Below are 15,522 nucleotides of genomic sequence, written 5' to 3'. Positions count from 1 at the left end.
GTGCCGCCAATTCGGCATCTGCGACTGGTGGATAGGCCCCACCCCAACCCCTCCCCTGAAGGGGAGGGGCTTTCCGGTGGCCCCCCTCACTTAACCCAATCCCAAAAGCCGAATTTGGCGGCCAGCCCGGTCAGCAGCAGCGCGCCCGCGATCCGCACCACCCACGCGAGCGCAGCCTTCCACACCGATCTTTTGGCATCGCGCCATGCCCCCAGCAATTCGCGCAATTCGGCCATGTCCTTGGCCGCCGCCGCATCGTCGAGCCCGAGCCGCGCCATCGCGCGCGACGCCGCCAGTTCGCCCGCTTCCTCGGCAATCGCGCGCAGCGTGGTCAAATCCGCGCCCTCGCCCGCGCCTTGCGCCATCAACTGCGCCAACACCGCCCCGCTCATGGTGCCACCTCCGCCGCGCCGGGCCCCAACCCCACCATCGCGCGCTTTTCATCCCTCGAGAGGAAGTCCGCCGCGCCCACCTGGCTCCACAAGCGTTCGCGATCCTCGGCCAGCGCGGTCACCCGGTCGAGGTCGACCGACAATGCGGTGTCCGGGAACCATCCGCGCAACCCCTGCGTCAACCCGGCCAGGATCGTTCCCGCCAGCGGCAGGATCGTCGATCGCCACAGCGCGCGATTGGCCTCCTTGTAATTGGCATAGGTCGCGTCGCCGGGCAGGCCGAGCAGCATCGGCGGCACCCCGAAAGCGGTGGCGATCTCGCGCGCGGCCGCCCCTTTCATGCCAACAAAGTCCATGTCGGCGGGCGTCAGGCTCAGCGCCTGCCATGTGAGGCCGCCTTCCAGCAGCATCGGTCGCCCGGCGTTGCGCGCGCCCGCAAAGCTCGCCTCCATTTCCTCACGCAACCGGGCGAATTGCTCGCGCGACAAGGTCGAGCCATCGCCCGGATCATAGATCAGCGCCCCCGATGGTCGCGCGGCATTGTCGAGCAGCCCGGCATTCCATGCCGCCGCTGCATTGTGCAGCGCGATCGCGCTCGCCGCTCCGCCGAGACACCCCAGACCATAATGATCGTCGAGCGGATGGAACGTCTTGATCTGCACGATTTCGGGCCGTGGCTCCTCCGCCGACAGCCGTACCGATCGATCGCCCACGCTATAGCGATAGGCGATCGGCCACCCGCCCGCATCGGGCTCGACCGTCACCCGCTCGGGGCGCAGCGCGAACAGCTCGACCACATCGCCCGCCGCATCGGTCAGCATCTGCACATAGGCGTTGCCGTGCAGCAGCAGATGCGCCGCCAGCGTCGCGGTCAGCGCCTGCCCGCCCGATCGTGCCTGGACCAGCGCGATGGTTTCGGGCGTCCCCGTCAGCGGCGCATCGCCCACCGCATCGGCAACCAGCCGCACCGCGCGCTGCGCCATCGCATTGCGCAGATACAGCGCGCGCACCTGTTCCGCATAACTTTGCGGCAGCGCCCCGAAAGCCGCCCCCTCGGCAAAGCGCGCACGCCGAAACTCCAGCGCCGGACGCGATTCCTCGCGCCCGGCTGCCTTCCAGCCGAACCATTTCATGCTGTCTTCCTTCTTATCGAGAAAAGACGGACAGGCGTCGCGCTCCGGGAGAACCCCAAGCATCCGTCACCCCGGGCTCGTCCCGGGGTCCACCCTGATCCTTATCCTGCGGCCGCAGAACCTGCGGCACGGTGGACCCCGGGACACGCCCGGGGTGACGAGAGGCTCGCGCGCCTCTTGCCCGTTACCCCGCCAGCGTCGCGAACCAGATCACATGGCGCGGCCCCTTGCCATTCTGCCGCGCCTTCACTGCCACTTCGTCGACCACAAAGCCCGCGCTCTTCAACCGCGTAACGAAGCGCGCATCGGGCGCCGCCGACCACACCGCCAGCACCCCGCCCGGCCGCAACGCCGCACGCGCCGCCGCCAGCCCGCGCGGGGCATAGAGCCGGTTATTCTCGGCGCGCACCAGCCCGTCCGGGCCATTGTCGACATCGAGCAGGATCGCATCATACCCACCCGGCGCAGCGGCAATCGCCTCGGCAACATCGGCCTCGACCACATCCACGCGCGGGTCATCCAGGCACCCGGCCGCCACCGCCGCCATCGGCCCGCGCGCCCAGGCAAGGATCTCGGGGACAAGTTCCGCCACCGTCACCTCCGCCTTGGGGCCGACCACGCCCAGCACCGCGCGCAGCGTAAAGCCCATACCGTACCCGCCGATCAGCACGCGCGGTGCCGCCACCCGCGATAGCCGCGCGCACGCCATCGTGCCGAGCGCCTCTTCCGAGCCGTTCATCCGCGTGCTCATCAATTCGTTGCGGTCGATCACGATCATGAAATCGTCGCCGCGCCGGTACAGCGTCATTTCCTCGCCGCCGGGAATGCGCGCGCTGTCGATCCTTTCGCGGGGCACCATGTCGTTCGTCCTCACACCTTCATTGCAAGCGCAGCGCGGTACGCCCCGCGCGCGCAAACCGACACCAAATAATCTCGCGGCGATTCGGCCCCGCCCCCGCTCTCCCGCCTACAACGGAGTCGGGGCATTCCACCAACGGGGCCAAGCGAAGGTACGATCGAATGAACTGCAGCGTCAGCGCGATCAGCGCAACAACGCCCACCACTGCCAGTCAAGCAAGCGCGGCGGCGAAACAGCGTAAGCAGGATTATGCAAACCTCATGTCCTCCTTGCAATCCTCCGACATCGAAAGCGCGAAAACCGCTTATGCCAAGCTGACCGCCAATCAGGCCCCTCCGGCAAACAGCCCGCTCGCCGCGCTCGGGGCCGCGCTGCAGACCGGCGACACTGCCGCCGTGCAGAAAGCTACCGCAGCGTTGCAGCAGGCGCGCGGCGGGCATCACCACCACCATCACGATGCCGACGCCAGCAAAGCACCCACGCCGCCCACGCCGCCCGCCACCGCGAACAGCACCGTCAACATCCTCGCCTGACGCCCGCTCACAAGCCCCGCACCCGCCCGCCGCCGCGCCGTTTGAGCAACAGCTCGCCCAGCGCCCAGACCAAGGCGTCGGCGCGGTCGGGGGAGCGGTTCGCCCCTTGATAGCCGCCTCCCACCACCAGCCCGCACAATTCGCGCTCCAGATCGGGCATCGCGCCGACATGCGAGACCATTCCGCGTTCGTACAGCAACGCCACCGGCTCGGCGCGCGCGACTTTGCCATCGCTGGCATGGACCAGCTTCAGCGGCAGACTGGCATCGGCGGCGAGCAGCACGCTCTGCACCATCCGCCCGCCTTGATTCTTCTCGGCGATCACGCGGTCGGCGCGGTGCCGCGCGGCGCAGGCCGCCACCGCCTGCGCCCAGCCCTCGGGGGATAGCCCCGTGACGCTCGCATCCTCCAGCACATAGCCGCGCCCGTCGCGCCCCAGCCCGACCGCGACGATCCCGCACGCATCGCCGCCGCGCCCGGATTCAGTCCCGGCGGGCGGATCGACCGCGACCACAATGCGCACCACCGCCGGGGCAGACACCACCCGCGCCGCGTCGAATTGGGCGTGTGACCACAAGGCCCCCTCGACATCGGCGAGCATCTCGCCCGCAATCTCCTGCCGCCCCAGCCGCGTGCCGCCATAGGCCTGCTCGATCGCGGCCAGAAAAGCGTCGGGCAGAAACGGATTTTGGTGCGAGCTCCCGCCGGTCTCCCGACACCCGTCCAGCGCCATGATCCGCCGCAGCAATGGGGTCGGGCGCGGCGTTGTCGTCACCACCACTTGCGGGGCGTCGCCCATCCGCATCCCCAGCATCAGATTGTCCCAGGTCGCGTCGCCCTTGCGCCATTTGGCGAGTTCGTCGCACCAGGCGGCGGCATGTTCGGGCCCGCGCAATTTCTCGGGCGCGTGCGCCGAAAAAATCGTAGCGCGCGCCTTGGAGGCAAATTCCACTTCGGTGCCGCGCGAGCGATAGCCGACCGATTCGCCCGGCCGCGCCACCGCGATCAGCCCGCTTTCGCCCTCGATCATCACGCGCCGCACATCCTCGATCGTCGCGCCGACCAGCGCGATCCGCGTGCCCGGCATCGTGCGCGCAATCTCGCTCACCCATTCGGCACCCGCCCGCGTCTTGCCGAAACCGCGCCCGGCGCGGATCAGCCACACCCGCCACGGGCCGGCGGGCGGCTCCTGCCCCTGCTGCGCCCAGCGCTCCCAGCTCCAATTGAGTTCGGCCCGCTGCGCGGCGGTCAGGTCGCGGAGCAAGGCGTCCCGCACGCCCGCAGGCAAGCGCGCGAGCTCGAGCAACAGCGCCCGCGCTTGCGCGGCGGAATATCGCTCGCTCATTTCGGCCCCATCCGCCGCGCGAGCTGATCGAGCTTGCGGCGCAGCGCCGCGTCGGTCTCGGCCGGCGACGCCATTTTCACCCTGCGCCCGAGCGTAACCTTTCCCTCGGCGGCAGCGCGTTGCCGATTGAGCAAGCCGACCGCGAAGTGCAGATCGCTGGCCGAAATGGTACGCTCGGCAAGCGCCGTAATCGGGCTTTGCGCCAGCGCCTCGGGATCGGCGGCGGCGGGATCGGGCACCTCACCGACAACCCGCGCCAGCGCATAATCGAGCAACGCCTCCTCCAGCCGTTGGTAGCCGGTGGCGATCGCCTCCTCCCACGCCGCCGCGAAGGCCGCATCGCGCATCCGCGCGCGATAGCAGCTCGACTGAGCCACGCCCGCCGCCCGCACCGCCGAGGTGACGTTGCACGTCGCCGCCAGCGTATCGAGGAAGCGCTTGCGCTTGGCCTTGTCGAACCCGCCAGAGCGCACCCGGCGCACTTGCAGGACGCGTTTGTTTCCTGCCGTAATCGCTTCCATCCGGCCCCCCCGCACAGCAAAACGGGCCGAAAGGCGTTGCCGCCCCGGCCCGTTGATCGACCCCGAGAGGCCGACTCGCAATTCTTCATCGTTCCTGTTATGTACCAAATCAGCGTTGCGATGTCAAGGCTAATTGTGCCTATTTGGTTATTTGAACCTCGCCCGTCAGAAGGTCGCCCATTCAGCGTTTTGACCGCGCCCGCTGGCCGCGACCGGCACAGCGCGCGCTGCCGCCGCAGCCGGTTTGCGCGGCGCCTTGGCGTAGCTCCGCAACGGTGCCGGTCGCCCGGCGCCCCCGATCGTAAACTGCGCCGCCCGGCTCGACAGCGCGGCAACCTCGTCGGTGAGATTGCGCGCAGCCGCGGAGGTTTCTTCCACCATCGCGGCATTCTGCTGCGTTGCCTTGTCCATCGTGCTGATCGCCGTGCTGATTTCGGAGATCATCGCCGACTGCGCATTATTGTCGTTCGCCATTTCACCCAGCAGCACATGCACCTCGCCCACATCGCCCGAAATCGTGGACAGCGCGCCATCGACCTTGTGGACGCGCTCGACTGCGGCGACGATGTCGGTCTGCGTCGCGGTCAACTGGTCGCGCGCGCGCCCCGCTTCCTGCTCCGCCCGGATCGCCAGCGCCGATACCAGATCGGCCACCACCGCAAAGCCGCGCCCGGCCTCGCCTGCACGCCCCGCCTCGACGGCAGCGTTCATCGCCAGCACGCGCGTCTGGAATGCGATCTTGTCCAGCCCCTCGATCACGCTGTCGATGCCCTTGGCGCTTTCGCTCACCCGGGTCATCGCCTGCACCGCCTCGTCGGCAATGCCGCGCCCGCCGGCCACCGTGGCGATCGCTCCGTCGGCACGCTGTACCGTCCGCGCGGCGGCGGAGGCGGTGGCTTTCAGGCGCTGTTCGATCTGGCTGATCGCCGCCGTGGTCTGTTCCAGGCTGGCAGCATTGCCTTCGGTCCGCCGCGCCAGATCCTCGCTCGCCTGCGCGATTTCGCCCGATCCGGTGCTGATCGCCGACGCGCTTTCCGTCACCGCCGCGATCAGCGCGTTCAACCCGCTGACCGCGCTGTTGAAATTGTCCTTCAACGCGGTGAACGGTGCCCGCAGGTCAGCCGTCACCGCCACCGTCAAATCGCCTTCGGCCAGCGACATCAGGCCCGACCCCAGACTATCCACAATCAGTTGCGCCTGCGCCTCTTTCGAGGCTTCCGCCGCTTGCAACTGGTCGCGAAATGCCAGCATCGCCTGCGCCATATCGCCCAGTTCATCTGGACGATCCGCCCCGACCACCGCGACGCCCAGATTGCCCGCGCCGAGTTCGCGCATCGTGTCGGCAAGGCCGCCAATCGGGCGGATCACGTGGCGGATGGCCATCATCACAAGCGCCGACGTTCCGGCAATCCCGAGCAGCACGATCAGGATCAAAGCGGCGATTGCCACAATCCCTACGGTCCTGCCGGAATCCGACGCTTGCTTGGCATTGGCCTCGATCACGTCCGACGCTTTCCCCATCGAAATCTCAAGGGCGCGGAATTGATCGAAAAATCCTGAAAGGTCCGACCGGGCACCCTTCGGATCGGTCTTGATCCGATTCATGATCTGCGTCGCGGACGCCGCATAGGCTTCCATCGGCGCGACGAGCTTGCTGGTGACCGCGGCGACCTCGACAGATCCGGTATAGCTGCCATCGGCGGCAATCCCCGCGCGCAGCGCCTTTAGATGTTCGTCAAAGTCCTTGGCGACGTCAGCGCTCTTGATCTGGCTCTTCGGCGTGGCGGCTTCGAACCCGGCAAGCACGTCGCTGCGGATCGCATCATGCATCATGTCGGCCAGTTCGTGATTGGCAAGCAACGCACCCGCCTCGTTTTGGCGCTCCAGCGCCGCCGACTGCAGCCAGGCCGCAGCGATCCCGCTGCCGCCACTCAGTACCATCAGGCTTAGCAAGGCGGCCCCCGCCATGCGGATGGCGCGATCGAGCGGCATCGCAGCTAGACCGCTACTGATATTATTGGATTTCATCTCGACGACCCCCTCAAATAGAAACGATGATCAATGTCCCTCAAAAGGGCGGCAATTGATCACCGAATACTTCGCCAGGCTGCACGCATGTCGGTCGCATCCAACACAAGCCCGACTGCACCATCCTATAATAGATCATATTTTTGGAAGCGGGTGTCCGCTTGTCTGGGAAATAGTCGATGCGCGCGCTCTCTGCTTCCGTTGTGGCCCTGACAATCCTGTGTGCGCGCCCAGCGTTCGGGCAAACGGATACGCCTGATCCCGTCCTTGCCCCCGCCCCCACTGCAGCCCCCGCGCCACGCCCGATCACCTTCGACGGTCGCTATGTGCTCGATCTGATCGGCGTGGCGGCGGGTGGCGAGGCGCGCCAGACCGGCGTTCTCGACAATCTCGAACTCACCGCCGACGCCGATCTCGCGCGCCTGGTCGGATGGCACGGTGCCAAAGCGCGGGTGCATCTGCTCAGCAATCAGGGCCGCGCCATCAACGATGCCGCGGGTACGCTGCAGGGGATCGACAATATCGAAGTGGCGGATGGCCGGGTCAAACTGTACGAAGCCTGGATCGAGCAGGCCTTTGCCGGAGGCCGCGCCGCGCTGTTGGTCGGGCTGGCCGATCTCAACGCCGATTTCTATCAGAATGACGGGGCGGCGATCCTGATGGCCCCGGCCTTCGGCGTCGGATCGGAACTGGCCGCGACCGGTCCCAACGGTCCGTCGATCTTTCCCTCCACTGCCCTGATGGCGCGGTTGAATGTTACGATCGGTACGTCAGGCTATGCGCGCGCTGCCGTGGTCAATGCGCGCGCGGGCGTGCTCGGCGATCAATATGGCGTTGACTTGACCATGCATGACGGCGCGCTGCTCATCGCCGAGGCGGGAAGCACGCGCGGAGGGAAACTGGCGGTCGGCCTTTGGCGCTACACGCGGCGGCAGGACGATATCCATGTGGTCGATGTCGATGGCAACCCGGTCCACCGCGCCGCAATGGGGGCCTATCTGCTGGTCGATCAGCATATCGCGGGCGGGGATGCGCACGCGCTGTCCTTGTTCCTGCGCGCCGGGCTGTCGGAGGGGAAGACCACACCGTTCCGCGGCGGGTTTCAGATCGGGGCCCATGTCCGGGGTCTCGTTCCCGGCCGCCCCGAAGGCCGTTTATCGTTCGGCCTCGCCCACGGGCTGCTGTCGAGCGGCTATCGGGCCAATGTGGCCGATACCGGCGAACGCGCCGCATCGGCCGAAAACGGGATTGAGATTACCTATCAGGATCGTCTGGCACCGTTCCTGACGATCCAGCCTGATCTGCAATATATCCGTCGCGCCTGCACCGACGGCGGCGAGCGGGATACGCTGGTGCTGGGCCTACGGATGATCGCGACCTTCGGTCGCCATTGATCCGCCGTAGGCCCGGCACCAGCGCGCAGAGGGATTAGCGGCAGCGCAACTGCGAGTTGTTCTGGTCGACCGACTTGCCAACCACGCCACCAGCAATCGCGCCAAGGATCGTACCGACCCCGCGCGAATGCCCGCCGTCGATCAGATTGCCGAGCACGCCGCCACCGATTGCACCGGCGATCAGCCCGGTCGTGCCGTCATTGCGCTTACAATAATATTGGCCGTCGCTGCCGCGATAGACCCGGTCATCGCTGGTCAGCACCCGCTCCTGATAGCGCGGATCGTTCCGGTAATAGCGTGCAGGGTCATAGCCGCCCTCATCGCGATCGTCCTGGCGCGGATCGTAATATGCAGGCGGCGGCGGGCGATAGCCGCGGGCACGCGCTTGCTGATACCGGTCGAATTCAGCCCGGAAGATCGCCAGTTCGCTGTCGAAACGCTGCTGCGCCTGCTGGAAACGCCGGTCGTCGGACGGGCTCTGCGCCAGCGCAGGGGTCACCGTCGCCAAGGACGATCCAGCGATCAGCATCGCCAAAGCGGGGGCGATACGGGAAAAACGGCTCATCTGCGGGGGCACTCCATCATGTTACGGTGCGACAACGATGCACCCCGACAATGGTTGCGGCAAGAATCGCGTCAGGCAATCGCCGCGATCACGCCACGCCATGCCGCAACCTCGTCGTCGTGGCGGCGCGTTACCGAGACCGGTCCCGCCGTCCGTGTCGCCAGATCGATCTCGACCGATCCCGCCCATTCGAACGTGGCATTGCCCGACAAGCGCACCATCCCATCGGTGCCCGCTTGGGCGCGCACCATGCCGCCGCGATTGAACACGGTGATCTCGCTGTCAAACGCCCGCCGTCCGGTCAGGCAGGCGGCATAGGTCGACGCCGCCATCGCGCTGCCACAACTGTCGGTCAGCCCCACCCCACGCTCAAAGGTGCGCACGAACACGGCATTGTCGCCGCGCAGTTCGACGAAGGAGACGTTGGCGCGGTTGGGCAGCCAATCGGGTGCCGCCTCGCAGCGCTCGCCGAGCGCGACCAGCTCCGCCTCATCGACCGTGTCGACAAAGCTCACCAGATGCGGATTGGGAATGGCGACGGCGGTAAAGGCGCGCGCGCTGCCCAAGGCCGCGATCGGTGCCTCGACGATGCGGTCGGCACCCACCACCATCGGCCAGCGCGTCACGTCGAGATCGACCGGCCCCGCCAGTTCGCGGATCGTCACCACACCCGGTGCCAGATCGGGGTCGCGCCACACTGCGACGGTCGAGGTCTGCAACCGCATCGCCGCTTCGGTGATGCCCAGCGCCTCGAACCCCGCGCGCGCCACGCAGCGCACACCATTGAGGCACGTCTCCGCCTCGCTGCCATCGGAATTGAACATGCGAAAACCCAGCGCGTGGTCCGCATCGCCCGCCGTCAGCAGCAACAGCCCGTCACCGCCGACACTCCCCTCCCGATCCGCCAACGCGACCGCGATCCGCGCCCAGCTCTCGTCGTCCAGCGTCAGCGCGCGCGCGTCCACCAGCGGAAAATCATTGCCCGAGCCGTGGCATTTGATGAAATCGATCTGCATGGCCGCCCTCTTAGCGGCGCGGCCCGTGCGACGATAGCTATAGCCGCACGACGAAGCCGGTGTCCGGCGCGGCCTGCCCCGCCACCTGCGTGCGCCAGATGCGCTGCAACGCCTCGACGCCGTCGCCATGCTCGACCTGCACCAGCCCCGCCGCCGTGGCGACAAAGCCGCTCCACTCTGCCGCGACCGCCGCGTTGAACCCGTCCTGGCCGATCTCGCCGATCAGCGCCGTCGCCGCGTCAGGGGCAAAGAACCACACGGGTTTCGGCCCCGGCAGCAGCCCGGTCTCGCTGCCGGTGTCATGATGCGTCACGCCCACGCGCAGGCACGCCGCCACGCGCTCGGGCAGTGCCGTATAGACCGCGTGCAGCAACCCCGCATTGCCCGCAAAATCGATTAGCACCGCAGCGCCAACGCCCGCCAGAGCATCAATCGCATCATAAGCCAGCACCGCGTCATACAGCCCGGTCTTCTCGACGAAACCGACATGCGCCGCGCTGGTCAGGCCGATCCGCCGCAGCTGCGGGCTGCGCGCGCGCAGCACATAAGCGGTACCAAGCGCGGTCTTGCTTGATGCACTGGTCAGCACCGCAGTGTCGGCGCCGTGATAGCCCGCACGGCGCAGCGCATCCTCGATCAGGAAGCTGGTCAGGAACAAAGGCTCGAACAGCATCCGCAAATCCTCCGCCGCCGCGTCGTGCGCGGGGTCGGCGTGGAGCCGCCGATACTGGTTGTAGACCGCGCTCATCGGCTGGCGGTGCGCCGCCATGTCGCGGAACAAGCCGGCCGAAATCTTGCCAGGCTGCACGATCAGATGCGACGCCATCGGCAGGAACCCATAGACCCGCTCGCCCACCGCAATCTCTGCAACGCGCGAGGCGATCACGCGGGCATAGCCCCAGGCCGGCACGATCCCCCAGCCTTCGGGCGCGGGGAAGAAATTCCAATAGCCGATCTGCGCGCCGACCACGCCGTAGGTCACCGTATTGGCGGTCACCGCAAACCCCTCGATTTGCAGCAGGATTTCGCCCTCGCCCGGCTCTGGTGCCAGCGTCTCGTTGATCGCCACCTGCGTCAGCGCATCGCGCCGCACCATCATCTCGCGCTTGATCGGCATGCTTCCCCCCAGTGATTCACCTCATCCCAGCCCATAATGGTCGCCCAGCCGGTCGAGCGCCAGTGTCAGCACGAGCCGGCCCGCGCGCTGCGGCCAGCCCAGCGCGCGCTCGGCGACCGGCAACCCTTCGCCCGCGCACACCACGCGCCACGCCACATCGCGCAAACCGCCGCCCAGCGCCGCCATCGCCGCATCGAAACGCCGTTTGGCGGCGATCTGCGCCAGCGTAGGATCGAGCCCGCTCGCGCCGCCATCGACCCGCGCGGCCCATTGCATCGTCACGCGTGGGGCGAGTGCCGCCATCTCATAATCGGCTCGCAAGCGCTCGCCCGCCTCGAACTGCCGCGCATCGACCTTGCCATGCGCGCGCAGCCAGCCGAGCGGCGATTCGCCAATATGCACCGTAACGCTGCGCCGCGACCGATGCGGGCGCGGTGCCGCCCCATCGCCCACCACGCCGCACGCATCGATCGCTCGCTCCACCAGTTCCCGCATCACCATTTCCTCTCGCCGCACCTTCGCGAAAAGCGTTGCCATGGCGGCGCGGATGTAGGACAGCGAAAACCGATTTGGTTAGAGGGCTGACATGATCACCGCGATCCGTGAAGTTCGCCGCGCCAAGGGCATGACGCTGGACGATGTCGCACGCGCATGCGTGCCGCCCACCACCGCGCAGACGATCGGTCGCTTGGAAACCGGCACCCGCACCGTATCGGTCGGCTGGCTCAACCGGATCGCCGCAGCGCTTGGCGTGCGCGCCGCCGATCTCGTCACCTTGCCCGACCGCGCCGATATCGCCGTCGCCGCGATCCTCGATACCAGCGGGGCACACGCCCCCAAGCGCCCGGCGACCGTCATCCCCCCCGCCCCCGTGCCGGAACATGTCGCGGTGTCGGTCCAGGCGGGCGTGGGGGACTATCGTGCGGGCGACACCATCTGGTGCCTGCGTATTCCACCGGCGGAATTCGCCCAGGCGCTCAACCGCGATGTGCTCGTCCCGCGCCCGGCAGGCCGTTTCCTGTTCGCGCGCCTGATCGGGCGCGAGGACGGAAAGCTCCACCTGCTCCCGCTCGGCCCCGGTGCCCGCCAGCAAGTCGTCACCGATCCGCCATGGATCGCCACCGCCGTTACATTGGTTCGCGCTTTATGATCCGCACCCTGCTCTTCGCCGCGCTCCTCGCCCTGCAAGGCGCGGCTCCCGCCCCGGCACCGCCGCCGCCCGTCACCACGGCGCAGATCCTCAACCGCTATCCGCATGACACAACCGCCTTTACCGAAGGTCTGCTGATCGACCACGGCGTGCTCTACGAAAGCACCGGGCGCGAGGGGCAATCGGACATTCGCCGCGTCGATCTCCCCAGTGGACGGGTGCTCGCGCGGGTAAAACTCCCCCCAAACCTGTTTGGCGAAGGCATCGTCGCGTGGAAGCAACACCTGTTCAGCGTCACTTGGCATGGCGGGCAGGGCTACCGCTGGTCGCTTCCGGACCTCAAACGCACCGGCGGATTTCGCTATAGCGGCGAAGGCTGGGCGATGACCGATGATGGACACGACCTGATCCTGTCCGACGGCACGCCGGTGCTGCGCTTTCTCGATCCCGTCACCCAAAAGGTTATCCGGCGCGTCACGGTGACGATCAACGGCCGCTTGCTCGACCAGATTAACGAGCTCGAATATGTCGATGGCGAGCTGCTCGCCAATATCTGGATGACGCACTATATCGCGCGGATCGATCCGGTCAGCGGCAAGGTGCTTGGTTTCATCGACCTGTCCCCGCTTCTGGCGCAGGTGCAAATGACCGACCCCGATTCGGTCGCCAACGGCATCGCCTATGATCGCGCGGCCCGGAAGCTCTATGTGACGGGCAAAAACTGGCCGACACTGTTCGAGATCGCGCGGCCAAAGGCTCCGTGATCCGGCCAATCGTCGTTTTGGTGCGGCTCTTGCCATCCAGCAGGAAATGGCGGTAGCGGCGATTCGCGTCTGAAGGGCGACCGCGCGTCGGGACCCAAGCGGTTGAAAAAGGGTCTGTTCAGTATGACGCACGCATCGTCAGCTTCGTCCCCGCCCCGTCAAGACGGCCTGCGCCGTCGCATCGGCTGGTTGTTCACGGCCCTGGCCCTGGCGAATGTCGGCGCGTGGATTTGGGCGTTCAGCGTGTTCCACGAACGCCCACTGATGCTGGGCACCGCCCTGCTCGCCTGGGGGTTGGGGCTGCGCCATGCAGTCGATGCCGATCATATCGCTGCCATCGACAACGTCACCCGCAAGCTGATGCAGGATGGCCAGCGCCCGGTCACCACCGGCTTCTGGTTCGCGATCGGCCATTCCGGGATCATCGCGATCGCCTCGGTCGCGGTCGCGCTGACGGCGAGCGCCCTCGCCAGCATGGCCGAGCTCAAGCAAATTGGCGGAACGGTTGCCACGATTGTGTCGGCAGGGTTCCTGTTCGCGATAGCAGCGACCAATCTCATCATCCTGCGCGCGGTGTGGAAGACCTTTGCCCATGTCCGCGCGGGCGGTGCCTATGTCGATGAAGATATCGACTTGCTGCTGGCGGGGCGGGGCCTGTTGGCGCGGGTGTTTCGACCGATGTTCCGCTTGGTCAACCGCCCGTGGCACATGGCCCCGCTCGGCTTCCTGTTCGGGCTGGGCTTCGACACCGCGACCGAGGTCGCGATCCTCGGGCTGTCCGGACAGCAGGCCGCCGACGGCACCGCGATCGGCACCATTCTGGTGCTGCCGCTGCTGTTTGCGGTCGGCATGGCGCTGATCGATACCGCCGACGGCGTCGTCATGTTGGGGGCGTATGAATGGGCCTTCGTCAAGCCGATCCGCAAACTCTATTACAACATCACGATCACGCTGATGTCAGCAGTCGTCGCGATCGTGATTGGCGGCATCGAGGCGCTGGCGCTGATCGGCGGGAAGCTCGGCTTGGTCGGCTGGCCGTGGGAGACGGCGGCGCGGCTGGGCGAGCAGTTCAACACGATCGGGTTTGCGATCATCGGCCTGTTCGTGCTGTGCTGGATCGTCAGCTTCGGCATCTATCGCTGGAAGCGCTTCGATGAGATCGAGGTCCGCCTGCCGGGTTGACCCGAACACCGTATCGGATTGGCATTGCCCGTGAACTCGGTTAAGCCACACGCGAACTCTCGGCAAAATCCGGGAGTTCATGATCGCACCGGTGCCCCGCGAGGGGCTTGAATGGGAATGTGGTGCGGGAGCGTGCTCCCAAATCCACAGCTGTCCCTGCAACTGTAAGCGGATAGTGCGATGCGCAAGTCTCCCCTTTGCGGGAGCAGCCACTGGAAAACCACGCAGGTGGGGCTCTGGGAAGGTGCGTATCAAACGGTGACCCGTGAGCCAGGAGACCTGCCAGTGCACCGGTCGCTCTTGCCCAGATCCAGGGGATGGTCTTGGCACGGTACTTCTCCGTCTGGGCGACGAAACTGTGCGGCTGGGGCTGCACGGTCGTGCGGCCACGGGCGCTCTCGCGTCGGTCCGGGGCGCACGCCGACCGGTGTTGCGCCGGCAAGCCCCGTCCTGTGTTCGTCCTGGCGCGGGGAGATGTACCATGTCCGATCTTTCCAAGATCCCCGTCACCATTGTCACCGGCTTTCTCGGGGCCGGCAAAACCACCCTGATTACGCACCTGATCCGCAACGCCGGCGGGCGGCGGCTTGCGGTCGTCGTCAATGAATTCGGCACGCTCGGCATTGACGGAGACATTCTCCAGGGCTGCGCCATTCCCGATTGCCCGGCGGAAAACATCGTCGAGCTGGCCAATGGCTGCATTTGCTGCACCGTCGCCGACGATTTCATTCCCACGGTCGAACGCTTGCTGGCGCTCGATCCGCGGCCCGACCATATCCTGATCGAAACCTCCGGCCTCGCTTTGCCCAAACCCTTGTTGAAGGCGTTCGACTGGCCTGCGATCCGCAGCCGGATCACCGTCGACGGCGTGGTGGCGCTGGCCGATGCCGAGGCGGTGGCGGCAGGCCGCTTCGCGCCGGATCTGGCGGCGCTGGAGGCGCAGCGCGCCGCCGACCCCGGCATCGACCATGAAACGCCGCTGTCCGAAGTGTTCGAGGACCAATTGGCCTGTGCCGACATCGTCCTGCTGACCAAGGCCGATCTGGCCGGCCCAGACGGCGTGGCGGCGGCGCGTGCGGTCATCATGGCGGAGGCACCGCGACCGGTGCCCATCCTCGAACTGACCGACGGCGTGGTCGATCCGCGCGTGATTCTGGGGCTCGGTGCCGCCGCCGAAGACGACATCGCCGCGCGCCCGTCGCATCACGATGGCGACGACGATCATGAGCATGACGACTTTGACAGCATCGTGCTCGACATTGGCGAAATCGCCGATCCCGCCGATCTCGCCGCGCGGATCGAACGAATCGCGCAACAACACCAGATCTTGCGCGTGAAGGGCTATGCTGCGGTCGCAGGCAAGCCGATGCGGCTGCTGGTGCAGGCGGTCGGCGCGCGCGTGCGCTACCATTATGATCGTCCGTGGCAGGCAGGCGAACCACGCCGCACCACGCTGGTCGTCATTGCCGAGCGCGACCATATCGATGGCGAGGCGTTGCGTACGGTGTTGGTCGGCTGAGGCC

Annotated in this window: 16 protein-coding genes and 1 riboswitch; of the genes, 6 read left to right on the top strand and 10 right to left on the bottom strand. The window is 66.9% G+C overall.

Going from position 1 to position 15,522, the window contains the following annotated elements; translation table 11 throughout:
• Positions 1-86 precede the first annotated feature (86 nt).
• The 3 genes from ON00_RS12755 to ON00_RS12745 all read right to left on the bottom strand — a co-directional run bounded on the left by ON00_RS12755 (position 87) and on the right by ON00_RS12745 (position 2,384).
• A complete protein-coding gene (locus ON00_RS12755) occupies positions 87-392 on the bottom strand; it encodes a DUF6127 family protein (RefSeq protein WP_010406287.1) in 306 nt (101 codons plus the stop codon).
• Positions 389-1,525, bottom strand: a complete 1,137-nt coding sequence (locus ON00_RS12750; protein ID WP_010406286.1) for a phage portal protein — start codon at positions 1,523-1,525, stop codon at positions 389-391. The genes ON00_RS12755 and ON00_RS12750 overlap by 4 nt, the downstream gene beginning before the upstream one ends.
• 184 nt (positions 1,526-1,709) lie before the next feature.
• Positions 1,710-2,384: a spermidine synthase family protein gene (locus tag ON00_RS12745; protein ID WP_010406285.1), complete on the bottom strand. Its 675-nt coding sequence runs from the start codon at positions 2,382-2,384 to the stop codon at positions 1,710-1,712.
• Between the two features lie 161 nt (positions 2,385-2,545).
• On the opposite strand from ON00_RS12745, the gene ON00_RS12740 reads away from it, so the two are divergent.
• Positions 2,546-2,917: a hypothetical protein gene (locus tag ON00_RS12740; RefSeq protein ID WP_010406284.1), complete on the top strand. Its 372-nt coding sequence runs from the start codon at positions 2,546-2,548 to the stop codon at positions 2,915-2,917.
• Between the two features lie 7 nt (positions 2,918-2,924).
• Here the strand turns inward: ON00_RS12740 and ON00_RS12735 are convergent, their stop codons facing one another.
• The 3 genes from ON00_RS12735 to ON00_RS12725 all read right to left on the bottom strand — a co-directional run bounded on the left by ON00_RS12735 (position 2,925) and on the right by ON00_RS12725 (position 6,811).
• Complete coding sequence (locus tag ON00_RS12735; protein WP_010406282.1) at positions 2,925-4,262, bottom strand: DNA-packaging protein; 1,338 nt, start codon at positions 4,260-4,262, stop codon at positions 2,925-2,927.
• Entirely contained in the window at positions 4,259-4,783 is a 525-nt protein-coding gene (locus tag ON00_RS19890; RefSeq protein ID WP_010406281.1) for a hypothetical protein, read from the bottom strand. The genes ON00_RS12735 and ON00_RS19890 overlap by 4 nt, the downstream gene beginning before the upstream one ends.
• 165 nt (positions 4,784-4,948) lie before the next feature.
• Positions 4,949-6,811, bottom strand: coding sequence for a methyl-accepting chemotaxis protein (locus ON00_RS12725; protein WP_245535572.1), 1,863 nt, complete (start codon positions 6,809-6,811; stop codon positions 4,949-4,951).
• Between the two features lie 179 nt (positions 6,812-6,990).
• Here ON00_RS12725 and ON00_RS12720 point away from each other — a divergent pair, with 179 nt between their 5' ends.
• Positions 6,991-8,205 (top strand): carbohydrate porin, encoded by a 1,215-nt coding sequence (locus ON00_RS12720; RefSeq protein ID WP_010406279.1) that lies wholly within the window; start codon positions 6,991-6,993, stop codon positions 8,203-8,205.
• Between the two features lie 34 nt (positions 8,206-8,239).
• On the opposite strand, the gene ON00_RS12715 is transcribed toward ON00_RS12720, so the two are convergent.
• From ON00_RS12715 to ON00_RS12700, 4 genes are all read right to left on the bottom strand, one after another.
• Positions 8,240-8,770 (bottom strand): glycine zipper 2TM domain-containing protein, encoded by a 531-nt coding sequence (locus ON00_RS12715; protein ID WP_010406278.1) that lies wholly within the window; start codon positions 8,768-8,770, stop codon positions 8,240-8,242.
• A gap of 71 nt (positions 8,771-8,841) precedes the next feature.
• Entirely contained in the window at positions 8,842-9,786 is a 945-nt protein-coding gene (gene dapF / locus ON00_RS12710; RefSeq protein ID WP_010406277.1) for a diaminopimelate epimerase, read from the bottom strand.
• A gap of 37 nt (positions 9,787-9,823) precedes the next feature.
• Positions 9,824-10,903 carry a DUF2855 family protein gene (locus tag ON00_RS12705; RefSeq protein WP_010406276.1) on the bottom strand — a complete coding sequence of 360 codons (1,080 nt, stop codon included), beginning with the start codon at positions 10,901-10,903 and terminating at the stop codon, positions 9,824-9,826.
• Between the two features lie 21 nt (positions 10,904-10,924).
• Complete coding sequence (locus ON00_RS12700; RefSeq protein ID WP_029622803.1) at positions 10,925-11,398, bottom strand: DUF6456 domain-containing protein; 474 nt, start codon at positions 11,396-11,398, stop codon at positions 10,925-10,927.
• Between the two features lie 91 nt (positions 11,399-11,489).
• Between ON00_RS12700 and ON00_RS12695 the strand changes: the two genes are divergently transcribed.
• The 4 genes from ON00_RS12695 (at position 11,490) to cobW (ending at position 15,518) form a co-directional block, all read left to right on the top strand.
• Positions 11,490-12,053: a helix-turn-helix domain-containing protein gene (locus ON00_RS12695; protein WP_010406273.1), complete on the top strand. Its 564-nt coding sequence runs from the start codon at positions 11,490-11,492 to the stop codon at positions 12,051-12,053.
• Positions 12,050-12,817 carry a glutaminyl-peptide cyclotransferase gene (locus ON00_RS12690; protein ID WP_010406271.1) on the top strand — a complete coding sequence of 256 codons (768 nt, stop codon included), beginning with the start codon at positions 12,050-12,052 and terminating at the stop codon, positions 12,815-12,817. The genes ON00_RS12695 and ON00_RS12690 overlap by 4 nt, the downstream gene beginning before the upstream one ends.
• A 123-nt stretch (positions 12,818-12,940) precedes the next feature.
• On the top strand, positions 12,941-13,999 hold the full coding sequence (locus tag ON00_RS12685; protein ID WP_010406270.1) for a HoxN/HupN/NixA family nickel/cobalt transporter: 1,059 nt from the start codon (positions 12,941-12,943) through the stop codon (positions 13,997-13,999).
• Between the two features lie 72 nt (positions 14,000-14,071).
• Positions 14,072-14,300, top strand: a riboswitch (cobalamin riboswitch).
• A gap of 180 nt (positions 14,301-14,480) precedes the next feature.
• Positions 14,481-15,518, top strand: a complete 1,038-nt coding sequence (cobW, locus tag ON00_RS12680) for a cobalamin biosynthesis protein CobW (RefSeq protein WP_010406268.1) — start codon at positions 14,481-14,483, stop codon at positions 15,516-15,518.
• Positions 15,519-15,522: the final 4 nt, after the last annotated feature.

Origin of the sequence: Sphingomonas echinoides ATCC 14820, from assembly GCF_000241465.1 — a bacterium.
In the GTDB taxonomy this organism is placed as follows: Bacteria; Pseudomonadota; Alphaproteobacteria; order Sphingomonadales; family Sphingomonadaceae; genus Sphingomonas; species Sphingomonas echinoides.
The sequence above is the reverse complement of the archived record's forward strand: the minus strand, read 5'-3'. Positions and strand labels throughout refer to the sequence as shown.